The sequence below is a fragment of the Sulfuricurvum sp. genome (assembly GCF_049305995.1).
GTDB lineage: Bacteria > Campylobacterota > Campylobacteria > Campylobacterales > Sulfurimonadaceae > Sulfuricurvum.
Genome location: NZ_JBAQPS010000106.1, coordinates 1 through 4434 on the forward strand (window position 1 = coordinate 1; position 4434 = coordinate 4434).

Sequence of the window (4434 nt, forward strand, 5' to 3'; positions counted from 1 at the left end):
GAATTATATAAGAGATAGATTATTGGATGATTATATCAATAAAACTGATATAAGAAATAATCAGTGCAATATCACAGGTTTTAGGTTCGATAAAGAAGTCGATGTAAATGATGGGCGTGTTGATATAAAAATTCACACAAAAAACGACTTTGAAAACTTTGATGCATTTTATATTATTGAATGTAAACGCCTTGACGGAAAAAATACATTAAACAAAGCATATAATAATGATGGTATAGCAAGATTTACGACAGCGTATAAGTCTGATCAGATAGAATACTATTATCCTTCGCATTATGGTGTTAATGGAATGATTGGTTTTATAGTTTGTTCGATGGATATTGACCAAAATATGGCAAAGATTGGAACTTTTTTTAATACTATTCAAGTAAATAAACTATATAAATCAAGTCATGATAAGTTTAAGTTATACCACTTAATGATGGATTTTTCAAAGAATATTGAAACTGACTCTTAAAATGTTGTTCTTTTGATATTGCAATTTCGTTCGAGTGCTAGGCAGCGTCATCCATTGAAGTTTGGCAAATACAAAGGGAAAACACTTACGGAGATTGCTGAAGGGGATAAAGGGTACTTATCTTGGATGCTCAGTAATATGGAGAGTTTAGATGAGGATATGCGTTATTCTATCCAACGGGTGATAGCATAAAGAATTTTTATTAGCCCTCGTGTAGGACAGGTTGCGTAGAGTCAATGACACTGTTATTGATATTATGATGAAGGGCATATTCAATCAGATCAAAAAGATCGTGGATGGTTTGAAATGTATCCGTGTAATTGCTAGCGGTTACGACTGCCATATAAAGATGCTTCGAAAAATACTGCGGTTGGATAATACTTAAAATATTATTAGCTGTTTTAATCCCTTGGGCATCATCTGTCGAATCCAGAACAAAAGCATATAAGTGGTTATTGAGTTTAAAAAATTCGTCACTTTTACGTATATGTGTTTTAATTATAGAGAGATCTATTGCTTCAGCCACATAACATATCACAACGGAATAATTGGTGTGGTATCGAGTATAGCGATAATAGTAAACCGCCATTTTTTCAATTAACTTTTCTTGAAAATTTTTGCGGTGTTCTTTAAATAGATCAATCATTGTGAAATTCTCTCTTTTAACATCATGGTAGAGATTATAGCATAGGTTCTTAAAACGTCGTTTTGGTTGATGTCTTCAGTTCGCTGAGGCGGTAAGCCGCATCAACATGACCGCTTCTCATTGCTTTCTTCCACCACTCCATCGCTTTATCGATATCTTTTTCCACCCCTTCACCGTAAAAGTAGATCATCCCCATATGAAACTGTGCTTCAGGATCGCGTTTGTAGGCGGCTAACGGGTAGAGAAGCTCATGCGCTTTGGTGTAGTCTCCCGCATCGTAAGCGGCAATTCCCTCGTAAAGTTCTTCCATCGTTAAAATCCTTTTAAACTATTGGCGACATTATACCTTTGTGTGAATTTTTTTAGAGTCTCTGAATATAATACGCGTTATGAACTATGAAGCATTGGGCGAAAAATCGATTTTATTGTTAGGGAAAACCCGTGCACTTAACTCTGATGAGTTTGATACTCTCCTCAAACTCCATAAAATTACCCGTGTATGCAGTTATAGCGAAGATGTCGCCCTCATTATCGAGGGGCGGATGATGAATCCGTATGAACAAAGCGAATCGGCACGGTTGTATGAGGAATCGAATACGCCGATTATTGAGCTTGCCCCTTTCGAAGAGTGGTTGTGCCGTTCCATCGAGCCTAATCGGTTGCTGATGAGCCTCAAGCTCTCTCGTAATCAAGAACGCCTTGTCAATTTCTTGCAAAATCCCTACATCACCGATGAGCTGTTTTTTAAACTCCTCAAACTTTACGATTGGCGATGCGAGGGGCTCTTTGATAATGACACTAATCGAGACGTGACCGCTTCGATCATCGGGCGGTTTTACGCTGATCTGGATCGCAATCACAACGTACAGTACGCGATGAGCGGGTTGGCTCATCTGATCGAGCGGTATGGAAATCGAGAATTGATCGCTGCTATCGCAGAACTCTCCCCAATCGCGAATGAAATCAAAAATCCCAAAGATCGCTCTTTGAACGGAGTATTGGATGCGATTGCGCTTCATCCCGATACGCAAGAGAGTATTTTGCGTCTGCTATTACAGGAGAGAGCGGCGTTGATGGCTCATCGGGAGCCGTTGGCATTGGAGAGGGAGTTATTGGGATTGAATCGTGATGATGTTAATGAAATTCTTGCACAAAATCATTCCCTCTCACCTCATGGTATTACGCAGTTGGAATCAGATTATCCTCATTTGATCGCATCGAAAATCTTACTGAATGAGGATCGTTTTGGGTGGTTGTTGGAGAGTTATGCTGTGAATTTGGCGGCGAATCCGAGCCTTACACCCACGATGCAAGAAAAACTTTTTGCTTTAGGGGAAGATACGGTTTTAAAAGCACTCGCTTCCAATTCTGCTACCGAAGCCAAAATTTTGGATCGCCTCTTTGAGAGCGGACAATTTTCCGCTTTTCTCGCTTTGAATCCCTCACTCTCTAGCGATAAACTCGAATTGCTAGCTTCTGACGGTGATGCTGAGGTGTTATCGGCTCTGTCATCCAATACTTCCACGCCGATAGAGACCCTTTACCAACTCTCATTGGATCGGCGGTTTGAGCGGGCGGTGAAAACAAACCCGGCTTTTGGAAAACACATACAAACTCATAATATAGGATGGTTCTGATGCGCAGTTCACAGGCGAAAATAACGGTAGAATCTCTCATTGAATCGCAGATCCCGACCTTTCTCTGGGGAGCACCGGGGATAGGGAAATCTTCGATTATCAAACAGATTGCCAAAGAGAAAAATCTCGAGTGTATCGATTTGCGCCTCTCCTTACTCGATCCCACCGATCTTAAAGGGATCCCGTTTTATGAGAAAGAGTCCCATACCGCACTCTGGGCGCCGCCGTCGTTTTTACCTCGTGAGGGGGAGGGGATCCTTTTCCTCGATGAGCTCAATGCCGCCGCCCCTGCCGTACAGGCTTCAGCCTATCAGCTGATACTTGATCGTAAGGTGGGGGAATACACTCTTCCTGATGGGTGGTCGATTGTCGCGGCAGGGAACCGTGAGGGGGATCGTGGCGTCGTCTACCGTCTCCCCTCACCGCTGGCCAATCGGTTTGTCCATATCGAGATGGAGGTGAGTAGTGATGATTGGAGAGATTGGGCGGTAAAATCGCGCATTGACCCTCGTCTGATTGCTTATATCGGGTTTAAAAACAGTGCATTATTTGGATTTGATCCTCTGAAAAATCTCCGCAGTTTTGCGACGCCTCGCAGCTGGGAAGCGGTTCATAAAATCCTTCGAAGTCCGTTGCCTCACACTCTCCTTCTTGAAGCAATCAGCGGAGCAGTGGGGGAAGATGCGGCGGTCGATTTTCTGGGGTATTGCAAAATTATGGATCACCTCCCCGATGTGGATGCGATATTGCGCGGCGAAGAGTGCGAAGCACCGAGTGAACTTTCCACCCTTTATGCTCTCTCTAATGTCCTTGTATCACGACTATTACAGACTCCAAATGAAGAGGCACTCTCTCATGTGTTGCGCTATACCTTGAAGCTCAAAAATGAGTTTGCCGTCCTCATCGTCCAAGACCTCCAACGGCAGGGGGTGGCGATGGAGCATCTGGACGCATTCGGTGAATGGGTTGAGGCGTATGCCTATTTACTCTAATTTATGATCGATTTTTCTCCCCTCAAAGCCAAATTACTCCTCGATTATCCGTTTTTCGGCACCATTGCCAGCGGTATGGAGAGTGTACTCAACGATAACATCGAGAGCTTCGCCACCCGAGAGGGGCGGTTCGAGTATCGTGAGGGGTACATGGAATCCCTGAGTGAGGGTGAGCAGATGTTCGCTCTGTGCAACGCCGCACTGCATGAGGCGTTGAGTCATACTCACAGACGGGGGAACCGTAGTCCGTGGCTCTGGAACATGGCGTGCGATTATGCGATTAATACCTTGCTGATTGAGAGTGGGTTTACTCCGCCTCCAGCGATCACCTACGATAAACGGTTTGGAAACCTCAGTGCCGAAGAGATCTATCATGAACTCTCACTGGAGTTTTTGGATCAGGAACAAAACGACCGAGACAGTGACGAGGGGCGAGACGATGAGGGATTGGATGAAAAGCTCTCTCGTGCACAGCGTGAAAAACGCTCAGAAGAGGCACTGGAGACACAAGATCCCCTCAGCGAAGCGATCCATCACTTGATTCAACCGAATAAAAAATCTCTCATCGATTGGCGGAGTGAACTACGTGAGAGGGTTGGGGGGTATTATGTGAGTGATTACACTCTTATCCCTCCTAGTAAAAAGCTCCTGTATGACGGCGTCTATCTGCCGGGGGTACAC

At 44.0% G+C, this 4434-nt stretch carries 7 protein-coding genes; 5 read left to right on the plus strand and 2 right to left on the minus strand.

Features of this window, described 5'->3' with window-relative positions; translation table 11 throughout:
* A partial coding sequence (locus WA010_RS03545) for a hypothetical protein (RefSeq protein ID WP_422555794.1) occupies positions 1-478 on the plus strand: 478 nt, incomplete at its 5' end.
* Between the two features lie 12 nt (positions 479-490).
* Complete coding sequence (locus WA010_RS03550; RefSeq protein ID WP_422555795.1) at positions 491-670, plus strand: hypothetical protein; 180 nt, start codon at positions 491-493, stop codon at positions 668-670.
* A 10-nt stretch (positions 671-680) separates the two neighbouring features.
* Here WA010_RS03550 and WA010_RS03555 read toward each other — a convergent pair whose 3' ends face one another.
* The gene (locus WA010_RS03555) at positions 681-1124 is read right to left on the minus strand and encodes a hypothetical protein (RefSeq protein ID WP_422555796.1); all 444 of its coding nucleotides are present in this window, start codon (positions 1122-1124) and stop codon (positions 681-683) included.
* 49 nt (positions 1125-1173) lie between these two features.
* Positions 1174-1434 (minus strand): tetratricopeptide repeat protein, encoded by a 261-nt coding sequence (locus WA010_RS03560; RefSeq protein ID WP_422555797.1) that lies wholly within the window; start codon positions 1432-1434, stop codon positions 1174-1176.
* Between the two features lie 79 nt (positions 1435-1513).
* On the opposite strand from WA010_RS03560, the gene WA010_RS03565 reads away from it, so the two are divergent.
* The 3 genes from WA010_RS03565 to WA010_RS03575 form a co-directional block, all read left to right on the plus strand.
* Positions 1514-2761: a hypothetical protein gene (locus WA010_RS03565; RefSeq protein ID WP_422555798.1), complete on the plus strand. Its 1248-nt coding sequence runs from the start codon at positions 1514-1516 to the stop codon at positions 2759-2761.
* Positions 2761-3753 carry an ATP-binding protein gene (locus WA010_RS03570; protein ID WP_422555799.1) on the plus strand — a complete coding sequence of 331 codons (993 nt, stop codon included), beginning with the start codon at positions 2761-2763 and terminating at the stop codon, positions 3751-3753. Before WA010_RS03565 ends, WA010_RS03570 begins: the two co-directional genes overlap by 1 nt.
* 3 nt (positions 3754-3756) lie before the next feature.
* Positions 3757-4434: DUF2201 family putative metallopeptidase (locus WA010_RS03575; RefSeq protein ID WP_422555800.1), on the plus strand; the 678-nt coding region annotated here is incomplete at its 3' end.

What these genes read in the sequence shown, in the direction of transcription:
- WA010_RS03555 (WP_422555796.1), bottom strand. Translation starts at nt 1,124, where the DNA reads ATGATTGATCTATTTAAAGAACACCGCAAAAATTTTCAAGAAAAGTTA.
- WA010_RS03560 (WP_422555797.1), bottom strand. Translation starts at nt 1,434, where the DNA reads ATGGAAGAACTTTACGAGGGAATTGCCGCTTACGATGCGGGAGACTAC.
- WA010_RS03565 (WP_422555798.1), top strand. Translation starts at nt 1,514, where the DNA reads ATGAACTATGAAGCATTGGGCGAAAAATCGATTTTATTGTTAGGGAAA.
- WA010_RS03570 (WP_422555799.1), top strand. Translation starts at nt 2,761, where the DNA reads ATGCGCAGTTCACAGGCGAAAATAACGGTAGAATCTCTCATTGAATCG.